This is a genomic window from Streptomyces araujoniae, from assembly GCF_050871195.1.
GTDB classification, from domain to species: Bacteria; Actinomycetota; Actinomycetes; order Streptomycetales; family Streptomycetaceae; genus Streptomyces; species Streptomyces bacillaris.
Genome location: NZ_CP194070.1, coordinates 4,374,853 through 4,390,662, shown reverse-complemented (window position 1 = coordinate 4,390,662; position 15,810 = coordinate 4,374,853). Strand labels below are relative to the sequence as shown.

The window sequence follows — 15,810 nt, the reverse complement described above, 5'->3', positions numbered from 1 at the left end:
GGACGGCTCCCGACTCAGAGGATGGCGATTCCGAGCGGACGGTTGCCTGCGGCAAGGCGAATCGGCTTGTTCTTCTCGCCGTTGGGGCGGGCGTGGGCGTCGGCGTCGGCGTCGGCGAGCTTGTCGAGTTCGACGACGGTGATGCCGTTCCAGTAGCCGTCGCGGGTGAACCCTCCGGTGACGTACGCGGTGTTGCCGTCCGCCGACACCGCCACGTCCTCGTGCGGCCCCTCCAGGGGGACGATCCGCTCCTCGCCGTCCGGGGCGCGGACCGTGAGGGAGGGGCCCTCGTCGGCCGAACCGATCGGGCCGGTGCCGACGACCAGGAGGGTCCCGTCGGGGGCGAGGGCCGCGCCGTGCTGGTGGGTGTCGGCCGTCATCGGCTCGATCGTGACCGTGCCGTCGCGCGGGTCGAGCACGGCCAGCCGCTCCCCCTCGAACGGCAGCAGCAGCGTGCCGTCCTGGGGGCGTACGACGGCGTAGTGCGGCTTCAGCCAGGAGCCGAGACCGCCCTCGGTGCCGTACGGGGCGACCTCCATGCGCCGGGTCCCCAGGGTGTCCGCGTCCACCGCCGTCACGTCGAAGGAGTCGTGGTTGGTGGCGTACACCTCGCGGCCGTCCGGCGACACGTCCACGTCGAAGGGGCGGCGGCCGACGCCGGCGACACCGATGACCTCGCGGGTCGTGGTGTCGATGACCTCCAACGTGCCGTTGCCGCCGGGCACGTTGACCCCGACGTAGACGTGCCGGCCGTCGGGGGCGAGGGCGATGCCCATGCCGCCGCCCCGGTACTCGCCGGTGGTGACGGGCCCGGTCTCCGTCTCGTACGGGATCAGCGCGAGCCGGGTCCGCCGCCGCGTGTCCACGACGGCGACGCCCTCGGCGGTGGCGACCCAGGCGCGCCCGTCCTTTCCGACGACGAGTCCGTAGGGGGCGGTGCCGACCTCGACGGAGGCGATGGCACCGCCGTTCCTGCCGGAGCCGCCCTGCCCGGGGTCGACGAAGGTGACGGTGTCGCTCCCGAAGTCGGCCACGAGGAGGGTGCCTTCGGGGGTGGGGGTGGGCGCGCCACGGGAGGGGGCCCGGTCCGGGGTGGCGGTCGCCGTGCTCCCGGACGCGGCGGGGGTGCTGGGGGTGTGGGGGGTGCCCGTCGTGCCCGGGGCGGCCTCCGTCGGGCCGCTCGTGCACCCGGCGAGCACGGCGGCCGCGAGGAGGCCGAGGACGAGGCGGCGGACGGGGGCGGCGCGTACGCGGGTGGGGCGGGCGGCGGTGGGGCGAGCGGCGCGCGCAGGGGCGTTGGTGCGGGCGTCGCGCGCAGGGGCGTTGGTGCGGGCGTCGGGCGCGCCGGGGGCACGCCCAGCGACCCCGCGTCCGCCGACGTCACGCCCGCCGGCCCCGCGTGCGTCGCGCCCGCGCGTGCCCGGACCGCGTGCGCCGGACCCGCGTACGTCAGCCCCGGGTACGCCGACCCCGTCCGCGTCGACCCCGCGTACGCCGGTCATACGGCGGCCCGCAGCAGCGCGGCGATCTCCGCGAACCCGCGCCGCTCGGCGTGGGCCAGGGCCGTGACCCCGTCCCCGTCCGGCAGCCCGGGAGCGGCGCCGGCGGCCAGCAGCGCCTCCACGACCTCCTGGTGCGCCCGGCCGCCGTCGCCCAGGATCACCGCCTCCAGCAGGGCGGTCCAGCCGAGCCGGTTGACGTGGTCCACGTCGATGTCGGTGCGGCGCAACACCTCCCGTACGTAGGCGACATGGCCACGCTCGGCGGCCGGGATCAGCGCGATGCCGCCGAACCGGTTGCGCAAGGTCAGATCGGGCCCGGCGGGCAGCAGCACCTCCAGCATCGCGACGCTTCCGGTGACCCCGGTGACCAGCCAGGGGCTGTCCTCCCGCCGGTCCTGGGCGTCCGGGTCGGCCCCGGCGGCCACGAGCAGCCGGGCCGCCTCCACGTGGTCGCCGAGGGCGGCGAGGAGGAGCGGGGTGCGCAGCTCCTCGTCGCGGGCGTCGACACGGGCGCCGCCCTCGATCGCGGTGCGCACTCCGTCGGTGTCGCCGGTACGTGCGGCGGTGAGCAGGGCGTGATCGAGGGCGTTCATGGGCCTCTCCGTTCTCGGCTCTCGGTGGTGCGGTGGTGCGGTGGTGCGGTGGTGCGGTGGTGATTATCGGGCGAGGGCGGCGACGCCCGCCTTGGCGAACTTCTCGTCCAGGTCGCCGCTGGGCGCGCCCGCCACGCCGATGCCGGCGACCGGGGCGCCCTTGACCTGGACCGGAGCGCCGCCCCCGAGGAACAGGGTGCCGGGGATGTCCTTCAGGTTGGGGGTCTGCTCCAGGCGCTTGACCAGCTCGGAGGTGGGGGCGTTCCAGGAGACGGCGGTGAACGCCTTCTTCACGGCGGACTCGGGCGACTGCGGGCCGGCGCCGTCGCCGCGCAGCGTCACGATGGTGTTGCCGTTGCGGTCGACGACGGCGACCGAGACGCGCTGGTTCTCCTTCTTCGCGGCGTCCAGCGTGGCCTGCGCGGCCTTGGTGGCGGCGGCCACGGTGAGGTGGGTGCTCTGCTGGAGGTTGCGGTTGTGGGTGTCGGCCTTGACCGCGGCGGCGGGTGCGGCGGCCGGAGCGGAGGCGTTCGCGGAGACGGCCCCGAAGGTCCCGGCCCCGAGGGCGGCGACGGCGACGGTACCGGTGAGGATGCGGGCCCGCAGCGACAGCTTCTTCATGGTGGCTCCCTGATGGTTTCCGGGCCGCCCCGACGACGGCCCCGGCGTTTCGTTCTCTGCCATCGATCCTCCGGGCGCATCCGGCCCCGTACGGTCGACGTACCGGCTGGAAGCGGCGCGCGGGACGGTCGATGTCCCTGTCGGCCGATCGGTTGATGCGCGGGTGGTCCGACGGGGTCACCATGGAGGGATCTGCGCAGGTCAGCGAGGAAGAGTGAGGAGGTACGGGGTGGAGCACCGGAGCGACGCACGGGAGCCGGGAAGGTCCGGCGCACGGGACGCGGCGGGGGACGGTACGGTCGCCGGCCCCGACCCCGACGCGCGCTGGCTCGCGCTCCTCCTGCACGCCGCGTTCTTCCTGCTGCTCGGCGCCTCGCTGACCCGGTTCCTGATGCGGCACCCCGGCGAGGCCCGTACGCCGTGGATCATCGCGCTGTCGATCACCCTGGCCGTCCTGTATCTGCTGGGGCCCGTCCTCGGCTCACGCCCCACCCCGCGCCGGGTGGCCTGGCTCGGGGTGCTGGTCGCCGTCTGGATGGTGCTCGTCGTGCTGGCGCCGAGCTTCGCGTGGTGCGCGGTGCCGCTGTTCTACACCGGGCTGCGCATCCTGCCGCCGCGCGCGGCACTCGCGCTGGTCGCCCTGCTCACCGCGTTCGTGGTGGCCGCCCAACTGCGCCTGGCCACCGGCTTCGACCCGAACCTGGTGCTGGCCCCGCCCGCCGTGGCGGCCGTCGCCACCGCCGTCTTCGTCCACATGCAGCGGCAGGCCGTACGGCAGCGGGAGCTGGCGGCCCGTCAGCGCGAGCTGATCGACGACCTGCTGCGCACCCGGCGCGAACTGGCCGCCACCGAGCGGCGCGAGGGCACCCTCGCGGAGCGCCAGCGGCTCTCCATGGAGATCCACGACACGCTGGCGCAGGGCCTGTCCAGCCAGCAGATGCTGCTCCAGGCGGCCGACCGCACATGGGAGGCCGACCCGGCGGCGGCCCGCCGCCATGTCCGTACGGCCACGGGCATCGCGGAACGCAACCTCGCGGAGGCCCGCCGCTTCGTCCACGACCTGGCCCCGGCCGATCTGGCGGAGGGCGGCGGCCTGGAGGCGGCCCTGCACGCACTGGCGGCCCGTGAGACGGCCCAGGCGGCGGGGGCCCTGACCGTCCGCTGTCATGTGGAGGGCACGCCGTACGCCCCCCTGCCGGACCGGGTGCAGTCCGCACTGCTGCGGATCGCTCAGGGGGCGCTAGCGAACGTACGGGAGCACGCCGACGCCACCGCCGCCGGGCTGACCCTGACCCACCTGGGCGACCGGGTGGTCCTGGACATCGGGGACAACGGCCGCGGCTTCACACCGGAGCCCGGCGCCCCGCGCACGACGGGTGCCGTACGGGGCCACGGGCTCCCCGCGATGCGGGCCCGCGTGCACCAGCTCGGCGGAACACTGACGATCGAGTCCGCCCCGGGCGAGGGCACGGTGCTCTCGGCCGGAATCCCGCTCATCCCACCGACGCCCACCCCGCCGGCGCCCACCCCGCCGCAGGACCCCACGTGACGTACGAAGCACCCGACGTGACACACGGAGACCCGCACGTGACGCACGAAGCACCCCACGCGACACACGGAGACCCGCACGTGACGCACGGAGGCCCCTACCTGACCACGGAGGACCCCACATGACCGGCGAGGCGACCGCGTCCCCCGCTCCCGCCCCTTCCCCCGCCCCCGTCCGCATCCTGCTCTGCGACGACCACGTGGTCGTCCGCGCCGGGCTGCTGGCCCTCCTCGGCAGCGAACCGGACATCGAGGTCGTCGGGGAGGCGGGCAGCGGCGAGGAGGCCGTGGTGCTCGCCGCCCGCCTCACCCCCGACGTCGTCCTCATGGACCTCCAGCTCGGCGCGGGCATCGACGGCGTGGAGGCGACCCGCCGCATCGCCGCCGACGGCACGGTCCACGTCCTGGTACTGACCACGTACGACACGGACGCCGACATCACCCGCGCCATCGAGGCCGGGGCCACCGGCTATCTGCTGAAGGCCGAGCGGCCTGAGGAGCTGTTCGCCGCCATCCGCTCGGCCGCCCAGGGCCGCACCACGCTCTCGGCCCCCGTCGCCAGCCGGGTCATGGCCCGGATGCGCAGCCCCCGCCCGAGCCTCACCGACCGCGAACGCGACATCCTGGCCCAGCTCTCCCAGGGCCTCGGCAACCGGGACATCGCCCGCGCCCTCTTCATCAGCGAAGCCACGGTCAAGACCCACCTGGGCCGCATCTACGACAAGCTCGGCGTCGACACCCGCGCGGGCGCGGTCTCGGTGGCGAAGGAACAGCGGCTGCTGCCCTGACGCCCGCGCCTTCGGGCGCGGCGCCCCGGTGTTTCCCGGCATGACACCATCGACCCGTGCTCGACATCGGCTACTCCCTCTCCCGCCGCTTCCCCGACCCCCCGCAGACCGACTACCGCCGTGCGGACGTCCGTGCGCTGCGGCACGACCTGTTCTCCGGGGACGTCTATCTCGCGGACACCAAGGCCGACCGCGAGGTGTCCACAGCCTGGGGATGGGTGCCGGTGCTCGACTTCGCGTGGGCGCTGTGCGACATCGTCGAGCAGATCGACCAGGACCCCCGCGGCAACCGCTCGCACCGCAGGCAGTACGCCGAGCTGGACTTCACCGAGTCCTCCGACGTCATGATCTTCGAGCGGCGGTTCGGCTGGGTCGACGTCGAGGCGGACTGGATGCCCGGCGACGAGCCCCCGCTCACCTTCAGCCACTCCCTTCTGCGCCGCGAGGCCCGCGACTTCCTGCACGACCTGATCGCGGACCTGGCCGACATGCACGACGGCCTCGCCGACAACCCCGTGATCTGGGACCTCCAGGCCCGCTTCCCCCGGCTCTGACCCCTCCGCAGGCTCCGCCTCCGTCCCCCTGCCCCTGCCTGCCCCTCGGCCGCCTCCGTCCCCCGGCGGTCCGGCCGCCCGAAGCCGCCTCCGGACACGCCGGAAGCAACCCCGGACGGTCGGCGCCGCTGCCGATCACCCCTCCACCCGCACCCCGATCTGCGCCGCGAACGCCGGGGCCAGCTCCATCAGCTGGGCCGGGCTGATCACCGCGCCCGCCAGCCGGTCCACGCCCCGGGCGATGTCCAGCTCGGCCACCGCACGCAGGTCCACCGACTCCATCCGCGCCGCGCTGAAGTCCGCCCGCTTCAGCACACAGCCCCGGAACTCCACCCGCACCAGGTGCGCACCGCCGAAGTCCGGCTCGGAGAGCACACAGTCCTCGAAGACCACGTCCTTCAGCCGGGCCTCGCGCAGATTCAGGTAGTCGATCTTCCCGCCGCGCACGACCACCCGCTCCAGCACCGCCCCGTGCAGCTGCACCCCGCCCAGCCGGGCGTCCACCACCTCCACGTCCCGCAGCGACGCCTCCGCCAGGTCGGTGCCCACGCCCCGGACGCCGGTCAGCACCGCGTCGATGAAGGGGGACCGCGCCAGCTCCGCACGGTCCAGGGCACACCCGTCCAGGGCGCAGTCCATGAACCGCGCGCCCGGGCCCGACGCGTCCGACAGATCCACCCCCTCGAACCGCACCCCGTCGTAGTCGCCGTCCGGCTCCAGGCCCCCGCCCCCGTACGGAACGAGCGGCGGAAGCCGCACCTCCGGGCGCCGCGCCGCCGCAACGGTGTCCTTCTTGGCCCTGCCCGGCCCGGATGCCCTGCCCGGCCCGGATGCCCTGCCCGGCCCCGCCGTCCTGCCCGTACTCGCTGCCATGACCCCATCGTGACGCACACCACTGACAACGCCCCGCGTTCCGTGTCACGTCCCGCCTCCCCCGGTCCGTCGCATCATCGAAGAAGCGAAGGAGTTCCCCATGGAGCACGCTCACGTCCACGTCGTCGGGGGTGGCCTCGCCGGGCTGACCGCCGCGATCACCGCGGCCGAATCCGGCGCCCGGGTCACCCTGTACGAAGGCCACCGCACGCTCGGCGGCCGGGCCAGGACCGCCGACGGCCCCTACCGCGCCAACGAGGGCCCGCACGCCCTCTACCGGCGTGGCCCCCACCGGTCCTGGCTGGTCCGGCGCGGGCTGCTCGGGCCCGTCGTCTCCGTACCGCCCCGCGAAGGCCTCCGGTTCCGGTTCCGCCGTGACGGGGCCGCCCGCCGGACGCCACCCGTCGCCCTGCTGCGACTCGCCCGGCGCAGCGCCGTGACGGCGCCCGTGGACGCCGACTTCCGGAGCTGGGCCACCGGGCAGGTCGGCGCGGCGGGGGCCAGGGCCGCCGCGAACTTCGCCGCCACCGCGCTCTTCCACCACGACCCCGGCGCACTCTCCGCCCGGTTCGTCCAGGAGCGGCTGCACCGGCTCGGCTCGCTCCCGCCCGAGGCCCGCTACCCCGTCGGCGGCTGGGCGCGGCTCGTCGAACGCCTCGCGGGCCACGCCCGCGGTCTGGGGGTCGCCGTCGAGACGGGTGCCCGCGTCGACACCCGTACGCTCGGTGAACTGGCCCGTACGGGACCGGTCGTCGTCGCCACCTCGCTCCCCGCCGCCCGCGTCCTGCTCGACGACGCGTCCCTCACCTGGGAGAGCGGCCGGACCGTCCTGGTGGACCTGGCCCTGCGCACCCGGCGGGGCGACGCGTTCGTGGTCTCGGACCTGGACGCGCCCGGCTGGCTGGAACGGTTCACCGCCCAGGACCCCGGACTCGCCCCGGCCGGGGAGCAGCTCCTCCAGGGCCAGTTCCCGGTCGGGCCCGACGGGCGGAAGGCCGAGGGGACCGCCCGCGCCGGGGAACTCCTCGACCTCGGCTTCCCCGGCTGGCGGGAGCGCACCACCTGGCGCACCGAGGCGCTGGCCGACGGCCGCACCGGGGCCGTCGACCGCCCCGGCACCACCTGGCGGGACCGGCCCTCCGTCATCCGGGGCGACGGCGTCTTCCTCGCCGGTGACCAGGTCGCCGCCCCCGGCCTCCTCAGCGAGGTCTCCTTCACCAGCGGCCTCGAAGCCGGGCTGCTGGCCGTACGCGTACGGGGCACTGGGCGGAGCTACGGAGCGAGGGGTGGCCTCGACCAGGCTTGAGGGACGGGGTGGGGCGGGACGGGCCGGCCCAAGCGGGTCGCCCGGCCCGCACCACTCGTCCGCACCACCCCACCTCACCGCCTCACCCCACCTCACCGCCTCACCCCACCCAACCTCACCTCACCGACCCAGCAACCGCCGTGCGATCTCCGCATGGTCGGGGGCGATCCGGCCCTCCCCCTCGCCCTCCTCCACCGCCCACACCGTGTTCTGGAGCACGCGCCCCAGCGTCCAGGCCCGCGCCCGCCCCCGGTCCCGCTCCAGGCCCAGCGCCTCCGTCAAGGCGTCGAACCGCCACACCACCTCGTCGGCGTCGAAGAGGTTGACCAACGCCGGGAACAGCTCGAACCCCGGGTCACCCGCCAGCGGCTTGGGGTCGAGCGCCACCCACTCCCCCGCCCGCCCCGCGTCCGCGCGCCCCGCCAGGACGTTGTCGTAGTGCAGGTCCCAGTGGAGCAACCGGTCCCCCGGCTCACCCGCAACCTCCCGCACCGCCGCCGCGCAGTCCGCGAGCAGCCGCCGGTCCGCCGCGTCGGCCAGCCGCGCCACCATCCCCGGAGCCGCCGCCAGCATCCGCTCCACCGCACCGCTCAGGGTGCGCAGCCCCTCCGGCGCGGGCACCGCCGCCAACCGGGCCAGCACCCCGCCGAGTACCCCTACGGCACCCCTCACGTCAGCCACCCCCGACAACGGCCGCCCCTCGTCCAGCCGCTCCAGCAGCAGCGCGCCGGTCTCCGGGTCATGGCCGAGCAGCTCCACCGCCCCGGCCCCCGCGGCGCCCCACGCCCGCAGCGCGACCGGCTCGCCCGCCGTCTCCTCGTCCACCGGCTGGAGCTTCAGCGCCGCCGGTACCCCGTCCGCCTCGCGCACCACGGGCAGGACCAGCGCGCACACGCCGTACATGGACGGCCCGTCCGGCCGCAGCCCCCACTCCTCCAGGAACCGCCCGGCCAGCTCCGGCAGCGCGGCGATGAAGGCCCGTCCGGCGGCCCCGTTGTATGCGTACTGAGTAGCGATCAGTTCGTCCGGGATGTCGATCACACCGGCGATCCTAGGGCCGTGCGTCAATCGGACCATGTCCCGTAAATCCCCGGGCCCCACCGCGGACAGCGACACCGACAACACCGGCGACACCGGCGGCGACACCAGCAGGAGAAGAGGCCGCCGTGCCCTCTCCGCCGTACGCCGCTGGATCGTCACCGCCCCGGGCACGTACATCTGGCTGGCGGTCCTCTTCGTCACCACGGTCCTGCTCCACCGGACCACCCCCGCCTTCGAGGACGGGACCTCCGGCGGAGTCTCCGACGGGTCCTCCGGCGGCCCCTCCTGGGACCCCGTCCGCCCCCTGGTCTCCGGCGTCCTGTGGATCGACGGCGGCCACTGGCTCCCGTACGCCGTCCTGTTCACCGTCTTCCACGCCACCGCCGAACACTGGCTCGGCACCCTGCGGTGGCTGGCCGTCGCGGTCCTGGCGCACGTCCTGGCCGTGCTGCTCGGCGAGGGCGTCCTCGGCTGGGCGGTCCGGTACGGGGACGCCTCGCAGTCGGCCGGCAACACCCTGGAGGTCGGGGTGAGTTACGCCCTCGCCGGGGTGGTCGCCGTCCTCACCTACCGGGTGCCGCACCCCTGGCGGTACGTCTACGCCTTCGCGGTCCTCGTCTTCTACGGGGTGCCCCTGGCCGCCGACGGCCGCACGGTCACCGACCTGGGCCACGTCACCGCCGTACTGACCGGACTCGCCTGCTACCGCCTCACCCGCGGGGCCCCCTCCCCCGGGAGACGCGGGAACCTCTCCCAGGGGAAGCGTGGAGCCCCCTCCCCGGAGGAGACGGAACGCCCCGCCGCGCAGTAACGTCCCGCCACACATACGCTCGGCATCACACCGAAGACCGGGCGCCGGCGGCACCGGACAGGGACCCAGGGGCATCATGAGCACCGTCAGCAACGCCAGTACCGTCAACGGCGGCATATCGTTCTGGTACGCGCAGGAGGGCACCCCCACCCCCCGCGAACCCCTGCCCGGCGACGCGAGCGCCGACGTCTGCATCGTCGGCGGCGGCTACACGGGGCTCTGGACGGCGTACTACCTGAAGAAGGCCGCCCCCTTCCTCAACATCACCGTGCTGGAGGCCAAGTTCTGCGGCTACGGCGCCTCCGGCCGCAACGGCGGCTGGCTCTACAACGGCATCGCGGGGCGCGAGCGGTACGCGAAGCTGCACGGCCACGACGCCGCCGTACGGCTCCAGAAGGCGATGAACGAGACGGTGGGCGAGGTCGTCCGGGCCGCGGCCGAGGAGAAGATCGACGCCGACATCCACCAGGGCGGTGTCCTGGAGGTCGCCCACACCCCGGCGCAGCTCGCCCGGCTCAAGGACTTCCACAGCGTCGAGATCGCCTTCGGGGAGACCGACCGGGTCCTGCGCGGCGCCCGCGAGACCGCCGAGCGCATCCGGGTCACCGGGGCCGTCGGCTCCACCTGGACCCCGCACGGCGCCCGGCTGCACCCGGCCAAGCTGGTCAAGGGGCTCGCGGACGCCGTGGAGGCGCTCGGGGTCACGATCCACGAGTCGACGCCGGTCACCGAGATCAAGCCGAAGCACGCGGTCACCCCGTACGGCACGGTCCGCGCCCCCTACATCCTGCGCTGCACCGAAGGCTTCACGGCAGGCCTCAAGGGGCTCAAGCGGACCTGGCTCCCGATGAACTCCTCCATGATCGCCACCGAACCGCTCCCCGCCCGCGTCTGGGACACCATCGGCTGGGAGGGGCGCGAGACCCTCGGCGACATGGCCCACGCCTACCTCTACGCCCAGCGCACCGCCGACGACCGCATCGCCATCGGCGGCCGCGGCTACCCCTACCGCTACGGCTCCGCCACCGACCACGACGGCCGCACCCAGCCCGCCACCATCACCGCCCTGCGCGACCTGCTGGTCCGCCTCTTCCCCACCACGGCGGGTGTCCGCGTCGACCACGCCTGGTCCGGCGTCCTCGGCGTCCCCCGCGACTGGTGCGCCACCGTCACCCTGGACCGCTCCACGGGGCTCGGCTGGGCGGGCGGGTACGTCGGCTCGGGCGTCGCCACCGCCAACCTCGCCGCCCGCACCCTGCGCGACCTCATCCAGCAGGACTCCGGCCAGGCGGGCCCGACCGACCTGACGGCGCTGCCCTGGGTGAACCACCGCGTCCGCCGCTGGGAGCCGGAACCCTTCCGCTGGCTCGGCGTGCACGGCCTGTACGCGGCCTACCGCGCCGCCGACCGCCGCGAGACGGTCTCGCCGCGCCCCGGCACCGACCCCATCGCGAAGGCGGCGGACCGTATCTCGGGCCGCCACTGACCCGCTAGGGCCTGTCGTCGAACTGCCGTCGTCGCACGGCAGGCGGCAGTTCGACGACAGGCCCTAGCGGGACTTCTCCTCGGCCACCAGCACACCCACCTTGTCGATCCGGTGCTCGGGGTTGCCGAGGTCGTCGCGCCAGAAGTTCCCGGCCGCGTCGTCCTCGGGGGTGGCACAGGTGGAGATCGTGATCATGGCCCGGGCCGGCTCCTCGCCCGGCTTCCCCGGCACCTCCGCCCGCTGCTCGTCGAGCGACCGCTCGCTGCGGAAGGAGGTCTTCCGGGTCTCGGTGATCTCGTACGTGTACGTGGTGCCGTCCTCCGTCACGTACACGGGATCGCCCTTGCCGAGATCCGGCAGCTCGCGCAGCACGCCCCCGGCGCTGAGCCGGTGCGCGGTGACGAGGTAGTTGCCGACATCGCCCGGCCCGACCCCGCCCTCCTCCCCGTACGGGCTGGAGGCGACGCCCCGGTCCTGGATGCGGCTGCCGGGGCGGTCGTCGGTGGTGCCCTCGTACGGCACCACGTCCAGGTCCTCGACGCCGATGGCAGGGATCTCCAGGACGGCGGTGCCGGTGCGGGGTTCGGTGCGGTCGGCGGGGGCGGCCGACGCGAAGGCGGTCGTCAGCAGGACGGCGGCACCGGCACAGGCGAGAGCCGTGGGAAGCGTACGAGAACGGCGGCGGCGGTTCATGGGCGTCCATCCCCATCCCGGTCCGGGGCAGTACCTCCAGTACACCAGGACACGGCCAGGACCGCGCCGGGGAGCAGGCGGCACCGGGAAGCGGACCGTGCCAGGGAGCGGGCCACGCCGGGAAGCGGACCGTGCCAGGGAACAGGCCGCACCGGGAAGCAGGCCGCTCCGAGAAGCGGGCCGCGCGTCAGTCGCGGGGCCAGGGCCGCCCGTCGAGCCGCTCGATGGAGAGGTTCAGCCGGCTGAGCGAGTCGGCGAGCTGCTCCGCCTCCTCCGGCGTCCAGTCGGCCATGACCTTGGCCAGGCCCGCCACGTTCCGGTCGCGGTCGCTGTCGAGCCGGCGGGCGCCCTCGTCGGTGATGGCGAACTTGCGGGCGATGCCCCCGTCGGGGTCCGGGATGCGTTCGACGACCCCGGCGCGCAGCATCGCGGCGGTCTGCCGGTTGAGGGTGGAGGCGTCCAGGCCGAAGGCCTCGCTGAGCTGGCTGATGGACATGGGGCCCTCCACCTCGATCCGGCTGAGCAGGATGTAGGCGCTGCGGTCGAGCCGCCACTCCGCACGCGGGGCGAGCAGGTGCATGTACCGGCCGAGCAGCATGGTCTCGCGTTCGATCCGGTCGAGGGGCATGTCCACGCATCCAGGTATATCACGATGGATATGCGCAATACATAAGCTATGCATGATGCACATTACCTGTATCTTGCATAAGCGAGCAGCCCGCCGAGGTCCGAGGGCTGAGAAACGGAGACACCCCGTGGAGACCCCACCGCCCGCAGCAGCCTCCCCGGGAGCACCCACGGCCCGCCCCGGCGCCATCGTGGCCGTCCTGGCCCTCGCCGGGATCGTGGCCGCGCTCACCCAGACCCTGGTGGTGCCGCTGATCGCGCAACTGCCGGTCATGTTCGACACCTCCGCGTCCAACGCCTCCTGGGTCATCACCGCCACCCTGCTGGCCGCCGCCGTCTCCACGCCGGTCGCCGGACGGCTCGGAGACATGTACGGCAAGCGGCGGATGCTGCTCGTCTCCCTCGTACCGCTCGTCCTCGGCTCGGCGGTCTGCGCCCTCTCCTCGTCCGTGATCCCGATGATCACCGGACGCGGCCTCCAGGGGTTCGGCATGGGCGTGGTGCCGCTCGGCATCAGCCTGCTGCGGGACGTCGTCCCGGCCGAGAAGCTCGGCCCGTCCATCGCGATCATGAGCGCATCGATGGGCGTGGGCGGCGCGCTCGGCCTGCCCTTCGCCGCGGCCGTTGCGGAGAACACCAGCTGGCGCGTGCTCTTCTGGGTGGTCGCCGTGCTCGCCCTCGCGGTCGGCGCCCTGATCGCCGCCCTGGTCCCCGCCGACCGCCCGGCCGCCGCCGCGGCGGGCCGCTTCGACCTGCCCGGCGCCATCGGCCTCGGCGCCGGGCTGATCGCCCTCCTGCTCGCCGTCTCCAAGGGCGCCGACTGGGGCTGGTCCAGCGCCACGACGCTCACCCTCTTCGCCGCCGCGCTCGTCCTCCTGCCCGCCTGGGCCCGGTGGGAGCTGCGGCTGCGCGACCCGCTGGTCGACCTGCGCGTGACCGTCCGCCCCCAGGTCCTGATGACGAACACGGCCTCGGTCCTGGTCGGCTTCGCGATGTACGCGCAGTCCCTCGTCATCCCCCAGCTGCTCCAGCTCCCCGAGGCGACGGGCTACGGCCTGGGCCGGTCGATGCTGGCGATGGGCCTGTGGATGGCCCCGGCCGGGCTGATGATGATGGTGATGTCCCCGCTCGGAGCCAAGCTCTCCGCCGCCAAGGGCCCCAAGGTCACGCTCGCCGTCGGGAGCCTCGTCATCGCGGCGGGCTACGGACTCTCCGTCCCGCTGATCGACTCCGGCTCCCCGTGGGGCCTGCTGCTGGTCACCCTCGTCTGCAACTCCGGCGTCGGCTTCGCCTACGGGGCCATGCCGGCCCTCATCATGAGCGCGGTCCCCGCCTCCGAGACGGCCTCCGCCAACAGCTTCAACGCCCTGATGCGCTCCATCGGCACCTCGTTCGCGGCGGCCGTCATCGGCGTGGTCCTGGCCCGGATGACGACCGACTTCGGCGGCTTCCCGCTGCCCTCCGAGAACGGCTTCCGCACCGCCATGCTGATCGGCTGCGGGGTGGGCCTGGCGGCGGCGGTGGTCGCTGCGCTCATCCCCGTACGGACGATGAAGGCACCACTTCAGCCGGCCGCACCCGCTCCGGAAGTGCCGCACGCGCCCGCCGCCAGGGCCTGAGCACCTCCGCCGCCGACCGTCTCACGCGCCGCCACCGTACGGAAGTCGTGGGGCGGGCGGCCAGTGATCCGCTCGACGGTGCGGGAGGTCCGTTCCTCCGCACCCGCCGCGACGGCCAGGTCCAGGTCGGCCGGCATCCCGACGAAAGCGGCGGGCGTCTCGGCGGCCAGCAGCTCGGCCGTCGCGTCCCCCGCGAGAGCCGCTGATGGACGACCGTACGCCCGGTGACCTCGGTGAGCACGGCGGCGACATCGGCGTCACTCAGCGCATTCGGACCGGTGATGAGCAGATCGGTGTTCGGGGCGTGGTGGTCGGCGAGGGCGCGTCGCAGGAACGGCAGCATGACAGCGGCCGGATCGGGGGCACCGGGCGGCGGGACGAGGTGGACCCGGTCCACCACCCCGCCGCGGAGAGGGCCCAGAGCTCCGCGGCCCGCGACCGGGAAGCGGTCCTCGCGGCGGCCGACCGGCTCTTCGCCGAACACGAGAACCCGGGAACCGTCACGATGGCGGACATCGCGGCGGCCGGTGTCGGCAAGGCCACCCTCCTCCGGAGCTTCGGCGACCGCACCGGCCTCATCCGCGCCCTGCACGAATCCCGCCTCGCCCCCGGCCGGACCGCCGTGGAAGCCCGCCCCCGCCGGGCCTCATCACGCGGCGAGTGCTGGGAGCGGGGGCGCCGTCAGCGCAGGTCCTCCTGGCAGGCGCTGACGGCAATGCGGCGTCTTCCGTCGCGGTGAAGCGCTCATGGCGAAGGAAGTCGGGAACGCCTTCGGCCGACAGCAGGTCATCCAGAACCGCACAGGTGTGCCTTCCGGCGCCCGGACCCGTGACACGAAGACACCGCGGAGGCAGGCGGCGCACCAAAGGAGCGCGTACCCGACTCGGTATCGGGATTGACAATGAAGCAGACCTGCAGCCTGGGCAGGCCGCAGTCCAGCGAAGTCGCCAGTGCCGAAGGGCCAACGTGACAGCCTTGCGGATGCACGTATCAATCCGCTCACACCGGTCAGTCCTCTTCACAGACGTCCTCCGGCAAGAGGTGCCGCGCTGTCGCCAGCAGCCGCTCCAGCCGCGCCGGAACCGTCTCCACATCCTGCAGAAGCCAATACGCGTAGGCTGCAGTGCCTTTGGCCCGGCCGGATAGCACCTCCTCGTACAGAGCCCAGGTGCTGGCTCGCACCGCCTTTCTGCACTCCTCTGCGATTCCTTCGTCATCGACGACGGTGAAAGAACTGAGAAGCTCAAGAAACCGATGGCGGGCGGAAGGAGAAATACCACGGTCGGCCAGCCCGGCCATGAGCACCCGTGCAACGGGAACCGCAGTCTTCGTCGTCCAGCCTTCCTGGATCACGTGGAAGTCGATACCGCGCGGTTCAGCCTCCTCCAGTGTCCTGGCACGGGCCATCCGCAACAGATCTCCTGGCACATGCGCGGCTGATGGGCACTTGCGGCAGGGGAGCGCGGACCAGTCGTACAGCCCGATCTCCAACTCCATCATGGTGATTACCTTGACCTGCTCAGTACCCCAACTCGTCCCACAAGACACCCGACTCCCCTTCTACTCCGGGTTCAGACTGGCCGGGGGACGGGTAGTCGAGCTGACACTTCAGGCCGCCTTTCTTCGGCCCCGCGACAACAGTTCCATCCGGCTGACGATTCGCGTTGTACTCGATGGTGAACCGGACCTTCGTGGGGTCACCGCCGAGTGCGTGCACGACATTGCCCTCGGCACAGTGCCTGAGTCCG

15 protein-coding genes and 1 pseudogene are annotated in these 15,810 nt (G+C 73.7%); 8 read left to right on the top strand and 8 right to left on the bottom strand.

All coding sequences use genetic code 11. The features are described from left to right. Nucleotides 1-14 precede the first annotated feature (14 nt). The 3 genes from ACQ9ZG_RS18795 to ACQ9ZG_RS18785 all read right to left on the bottom strand — a co-directional run bounded on the left by ACQ9ZG_RS18795 (nucleotide 15) and on the right by ACQ9ZG_RS18785 (nucleotide 2,716). Nucleotides 15-1,502, bottom strand: a complete 1,488-nt coding sequence (locus ACQ9ZG_RS18795; protein ID WP_499280898.1) for a YncE family protein — start codon at nucleotides 1,500-1,502, stop codon at nucleotides 15-17. Continuing rightward, on the bottom strand, nucleotides 1,499-2,095 hold the full coding sequence (locus tag ACQ9ZG_RS18790) for an ankyrin repeat domain-containing protein (protein ID WP_018489011.1): 597 nt from the start codon (nucleotides 2,093-2,095) through the stop codon (nucleotides 1,499-1,501). The genes ACQ9ZG_RS18795 and ACQ9ZG_RS18790 overlap by 4 nt, the downstream gene beginning before the upstream one ends. 63 nt (nucleotides 2,096-2,158) lie before the next feature. Then, a complete protein-coding gene (locus ACQ9ZG_RS18785; RefSeq protein WP_109916858.1) occupies nucleotides 2,159-2,716 on the bottom strand; it encodes a GlcG/HbpS family heme-binding protein in 558 nt (185 codons plus the stop codon). A 229-nt stretch (nucleotides 2,717-2,945) separates the two neighbouring features. Between ACQ9ZG_RS18785 and ACQ9ZG_RS18780 the strand changes: the two genes are divergently transcribed. From ACQ9ZG_RS18780 to ACQ9ZG_RS18770, 3 genes are all read left to right on the top strand, one after another. Then, complete coding sequence (locus ACQ9ZG_RS18780; protein WP_109916857.1) at nucleotides 2,946-4,265, top strand: sensor histidine kinase; 1,320 nt, start codon at nucleotides 2,946-2,948, stop codon at nucleotides 4,263-4,265. Nucleotides 4,266-4,386: 121 nt separating this feature from the next. Next, nucleotides 4,387-5,052, top strand: coding sequence for a response regulator (locus ACQ9ZG_RS18775; protein ID WP_028419540.1), 666 nt, complete (start codon nucleotides 4,387-4,389; stop codon nucleotides 5,050-5,052). Between the two features lie 56 nt (nucleotides 5,053-5,108). Continuing rightward, nucleotides 5,109-5,606, top strand: a complete 498-nt coding sequence (locus ACQ9ZG_RS18770) for a hypothetical protein (RefSeq protein WP_028419539.1) — start codon at nucleotides 5,109-5,111, stop codon at nucleotides 5,604-5,606. A 135-nt stretch (nucleotides 5,607-5,741) separates the two neighbouring features. On the opposite strand, the gene ACQ9ZG_RS18765 is transcribed toward ACQ9ZG_RS18770, so the two are convergent. After that, nucleotides 5,742-6,479, bottom strand: a complete 738-nt coding sequence (locus tag ACQ9ZG_RS18765; RefSeq protein WP_258312158.1) for a pentapeptide repeat-containing protein — start codon at nucleotides 6,477-6,479, stop codon at nucleotides 5,742-5,744. A gap of 100 nt (nucleotides 6,480-6,579) precedes the next feature. Here ACQ9ZG_RS18765 and ACQ9ZG_RS18760 point away from each other — a divergent pair, with 100 nt between their 5' ends. Next, the gene (locus ACQ9ZG_RS18760; protein WP_499280895.1) at nucleotides 6,580-7,785 is read left to right on the top strand and encodes an NAD(P)-binding protein; all 1,206 of its coding nucleotides are present in this window, start codon (nucleotides 6,580-6,582) and stop codon (nucleotides 7,783-7,785) included. A 120-nt stretch (nucleotides 7,786-7,905) separates the two neighbouring features. Here the strand turns inward: ACQ9ZG_RS18760 and ACQ9ZG_RS18755 are convergent, their stop codons facing one another. Next, entirely contained in the window at nucleotides 7,906-8,862 is a 957-nt protein-coding gene (locus tag ACQ9ZG_RS18755) for an aminoglycoside phosphotransferase family protein (RefSeq protein WP_499280893.1), read from the bottom strand. Between ACQ9ZG_RS18755 and ACQ9ZG_RS18750 the strand changes: the two genes are divergently transcribed. Continuing rightward, a complete protein-coding gene (locus tag ACQ9ZG_RS18750) occupies nucleotides 8,861-9,637 on the top strand; it encodes a rhomboid-like protein (RefSeq protein WP_258312290.1) in 777 nt (258 codons plus the stop codon). The two genes, ACQ9ZG_RS18755 and ACQ9ZG_RS18750, sit on opposite strands and share 2 nt — an antisense overlap. Nucleotides 9,638-9,713: 76 nt before the next feature. Next, the gene (locus ACQ9ZG_RS18745) at nucleotides 9,714-11,123 is read left to right on the top strand and encodes an NAD(P)/FAD-dependent oxidoreductase (RefSeq protein ID WP_109916535.1); all 1,410 of its coding nucleotides are present in this window, start codon (nucleotides 9,714-9,716) and stop codon (nucleotides 11,121-11,123) included. Nucleotides 11,124-11,186: 63 nt separating this feature from the next. On the opposite strand, the gene ACQ9ZG_RS18740 is transcribed toward ACQ9ZG_RS18745, so the two are convergent. Both ACQ9ZG_RS18740 and ACQ9ZG_RS18735 read right to left on the bottom strand, forming a co-directional pair. Next, the gene (locus ACQ9ZG_RS18740) at nucleotides 11,187-11,816 is read right to left on the bottom strand and encodes a sortase domain-containing protein (protein WP_109916534.1); all 630 of its coding nucleotides are present in this window, start codon (nucleotides 11,814-11,816) and stop codon (nucleotides 11,187-11,189) included. A 187-nt stretch (nucleotides 11,817-12,003) separates the two neighbouring features. Then, complete coding sequence (locus ACQ9ZG_RS18735; protein ID WP_109916533.1) at nucleotides 12,004-12,450, bottom strand: MarR family winged helix-turn-helix transcriptional regulator; 447 nt, start codon at nucleotides 12,448-12,450, stop codon at nucleotides 12,004-12,006. A gap of 121 nt (nucleotides 12,451-12,571) precedes the next feature. Between ACQ9ZG_RS18735 and ACQ9ZG_RS18730 the strand changes: the two genes are divergently transcribed. After that, nucleotides 12,572-14,062 (top strand): MFS transporter, encoded by a 1,491-nt coding sequence (locus ACQ9ZG_RS18730; protein WP_499280891.1) that lies wholly within the window; start codon nucleotides 12,572-12,574, stop codon nucleotides 14,060-14,062. Between the two features lie 382 nt (nucleotides 14,063-14,444). After that, a pseudogene (locus tag ACQ9ZG_RS18725) lies at nucleotides 14,445-14,699 on the top strand (helix-turn-helix domain-containing protein); the annotation flags it as partial. 371 nt (nucleotides 14,700-15,070) lie between these two features. On the opposite strand, the gene ACQ9ZG_RS18720 reads toward ACQ9ZG_RS18725, so the two are convergent. After that, entirely contained in the window at nucleotides 15,071-15,562 is a 492-nt protein-coding gene (locus ACQ9ZG_RS18720; RefSeq protein WP_109916643.1) for a hypothetical protein, read from the bottom strand. Nucleotides 15,563-15,810 lie beyond the last annotated feature (248 nt).

What these genes read in the sequence shown, in the direction of transcription:
- ACQ9ZG_RS18720 (WP_109916643.1), bottom strand. Translation starts at nt 15,562, where the DNA reads ATGATGGAGTTGGAGATCGGGCTGTACGACTGGTCCGCGCTCCCCTGC.
- ACQ9ZG_RS18790 (WP_018489011.1), bottom strand. Translation starts at nt 2,095, where the DNA reads ATGAACGCCCTCGATCACGCCCTGCTCACCGCCGCACGTACCGGCGAC.
- ACQ9ZG_RS18755 (WP_499280893.1), bottom strand. Translation starts at nt 8,862, where the DNA reads ATGGTCCGATTGACGCACGGCCCTAGGATCGCCGGTGTGATCGACATC.
- ACQ9ZG_RS18765 (WP_258312158.1), bottom strand. Translation starts at nt 6,479, where the DNA reads ATGGCAGCGAGTACGGGCAGGACGGCGGGGCCGGGCAGGGCATCCGGG.
- ACQ9ZG_RS18760 (WP_499280895.1), top strand. Translation starts at nt 6,580, where the DNA reads ATGGAGCACGCTCACGTCCACGTCGTCGGGGGTGGCCTCGCCGGGCTG.
- ACQ9ZG_RS18740 (WP_109916534.1), bottom strand. Translation starts at nt 11,816, where the DNA reads ATGAACCGCCGCCGCCGTTCTCGTACGCTTCCCACGGCTCTCGCCTGT.
- ACQ9ZG_RS18745 (WP_109916535.1), top strand. Translation starts at nt 9,714, where the DNA reads ATGAGCACCGTCAGCAACGCCAGTACCGTCAACGGCGGCATATCGTTC.
- ACQ9ZG_RS18785 (WP_109916858.1), bottom strand. Translation starts at nt 2,716, where the DNA reads ATGAAGAAGCTGTCGCTGCGGGCCCGCATCCTCACCGGTACCGTCGCC.
- ACQ9ZG_RS18750 (WP_258312290.1), top strand. Translation starts at nt 8,861, where the DNA reads ATGTCCCGTAAATCCCCGGGCCCCACCGCGGACAGCGACACCGACAAC.
- ACQ9ZG_RS18795 (WP_499280898.1), bottom strand. Translation starts at nt 1,502, where the DNA reads ATGACCGGCGTACGCGGGGTCGACGCGGACGGGGTCGGCGTACCCGGG.
- ACQ9ZG_RS18775 (WP_028419540.1), top strand. Translation starts at nt 4,387, where the DNA reads ATGACCGGCGAGGCGACCGCGTCCCCCGCTCCCGCCCCTTCCCCCGCC.